The 2251-nt window shown below is 58.1% G+C and carries 1 protein-coding gene and 1 pseudogene; both read left to right on the top strand.

Going from position 1 to position 2251, the window contains the following annotated elements; genetic code table 11:
• Window positions 1–638: pseudogene (locus tag E4K65_RS46550) on the top strand (transposase); the annotation flags it as partial.
• 1237 nt (window positions 639–1875) lie between these two features.
• Window positions 1876–2251 (top strand): aminotransferase class III-fold pyridoxal phosphate-dependent enzyme (locus E4K65_RS46545; RefSeq protein ID WP_135179644.1); only part of this gene is annotated, 376 nt, incomplete at its 3' end.

Here is a 2251-nt window from a genome sequence, read left to right as displayed (position 1 = left end):
CTGGCGCTGGTGGAAGGGGCGACCGAGAATGCCGCAACGGTTCAGGCCCTGCTGGACAACCTGGTCTCGCGCGGGCTCGACCCGACGGTGCCAAGACTGTTCATCGCCGACGGCGCGAAGGCGCTGTCGAAGGCGATCCGCCGCACCTTCGGTCCGGCCGCTGCGATCCAGCGCTGCCAGATCCACAAGGCGCGCAACATCATGGAACGCCTGCCGAAAGAGCATCATGCGGCCACCCGTCGGGTGCTGCGCCAGGCCTGGGAGCTCGATGACGCCGACAAGGCCGAAAAATTGATCCACAATCTCGCGCGTCGACTCGACCAACAATGGCCCGGCGTAGCGGCCAGCTCCTGACTGTCGTCCGGTTGAAGTTGCCGAAGGAGCTTCGTCGATCGCTCGCCTGTACCAACATCGCAGAGAACATGATGGGCACCATTCGCCGCGTCACGCGCAACGTCAAACGCTGGCGGGATGCCGGTATGGCCTTGCGATGGGTCGCGGCCGGCATGATCGAGGCTAACAAGGGCTTCCGACGATTGAAGGCGCATAACCAATTGTCGGTTCTGCATGCGGCTCTTCAAGCTCGCCACAATCGCATGACGATCAACCCCGTTGCCCACGTCACGAGGGCCGCGTAACATTCATTCCGGCAACGTCGGCCCGACCTAGTTCAACAGCGATCGGGACATCCCCCTAACTCACAAGAACCCTTTTAAGGAAGTCACGCGTGCACAGAATGATAAGTCCATCCCGCAGTCCGTTTGCAGGAGATAGGCAAGTGCCGCCTTCAATAACGCCTCGATCTCCACAACGCTGTAGACATCCGCTCAGGGGCCTTAACGGACCACGCGTATGGGCTACTGGCGCAGCAGTCGGCCGCCGCGCGCAGCCACGAAGAAGTGCGGTTTCCGGCAGCACACACACACACTTCTGGCTGGTATCGCGACGGGATCGATGTCGAGCACCACCCTTCGGCGGTTTCCATCTATCCCGGTCACTCTGCCTACGCGACACCTATTGGTATCTCTCCACCCGTCCGGAACCGATGGAAGAGGCAGTCCGGCATCTCGACCGGCGCTGGGACGGCCAACCCATTAAGCCGAGTCGCAACCTCGCCGCGCTCATTCAGCGTTACTTCACCGAGCAGCTCATCCGTTAGCGCAATTGTCAGCGTCAACACGATCGCATCCTACCGAGACATTCCGGCTGCTGTCCACGTTTGCACAGGCGCGACTCCGCAAGCTCGGACGTGTCACTGGCGGAGCCGACTTCGCGCTATAGGCATTTGATTCGCTCGTCCTACCGCCTTCGCGGAAACATCGAATCCTCAGCCTCGATAATGCCTTCCGAACAAAGCCCTTTTAGTTAGCCGTCATTGACAGACGGTAGCAAAGAGCTCCGCCATTTTGACGATCACCTCAGAAAGTAAACGATTGCTCTTTTGCAGGATCTGGAGGAACAGATGATCGTCCCAAGACTTTAGGCATATTTCGTTGCAAAATCGCTCTGAGATGCAGGAAATCGACTGAACAACCGGGAAATGCGCCGCAAATATCTTTGCGCCATCAGTATCCTGAGCGCACAGCTAATTTCAACAAAGCTCGAACCTGTAAATGGCCCTCCAAAGCACTCGTTCCAGCAGCCCCCGGTTGGCCGGTCTCAGTGCGGAGCACCAGCAAAATCTGCCGTCGCGATCTTGTCGCCGGGGCCGCGCTCGTGGCTGCGAAAGCCGGCGTCCCGCGCGGTGCGTTTCAAGTGCTCGTTGGTAAGCCAATCGAGCTTTCGATGCCTCTACTGCGATACAAGAATACGCGCAGCGGAATACACGGAACCAGAACACGTGTTTCGGCGATTTGGCGGCTTAGGAGAACCGGTATGATTGATATTAAAACCATCGCTGAACGTGATCGCGCGACAGTTCTGCATCCATTCACCCAGCTCAAGGAATTCGCAACTGGTAAGATCGGTGATCCCACCATCGTCACTGGGGGTAAGGGTATCCGCATTGAAGACGCGCAGGGGCGTAGTTACATAGATGGCTTTGCTGGTCTGTATTGTGTAAATATTGGCTACGGCCGGACTGAAGTGGCTGAAGCCATCGCGCGCCAAGCCTACAAATTGGCATACTACCACACTTACGCGGCCCACACGACGGAAGAGCTGGCGACCCTCTCTGATCGTCTCATCCGAATGGCGCCAGGTAAGCCGAGCAAGGTATTCTTTGGGCTGTCCGGATCGGACGCCAACGAAA

Origin of the sequence: Bradyrhizobium niftali, assembly GCF_004571025.1 — a bacterium.
Taxonomy (GTDB): Bacteria; Pseudomonadota; Alphaproteobacteria; order Rhizobiales; family Xanthobacteraceae; genus Bradyrhizobium; species Bradyrhizobium niftali.
This window is presented reverse-complemented; position numbering and strand designations above follow the sequence as displayed.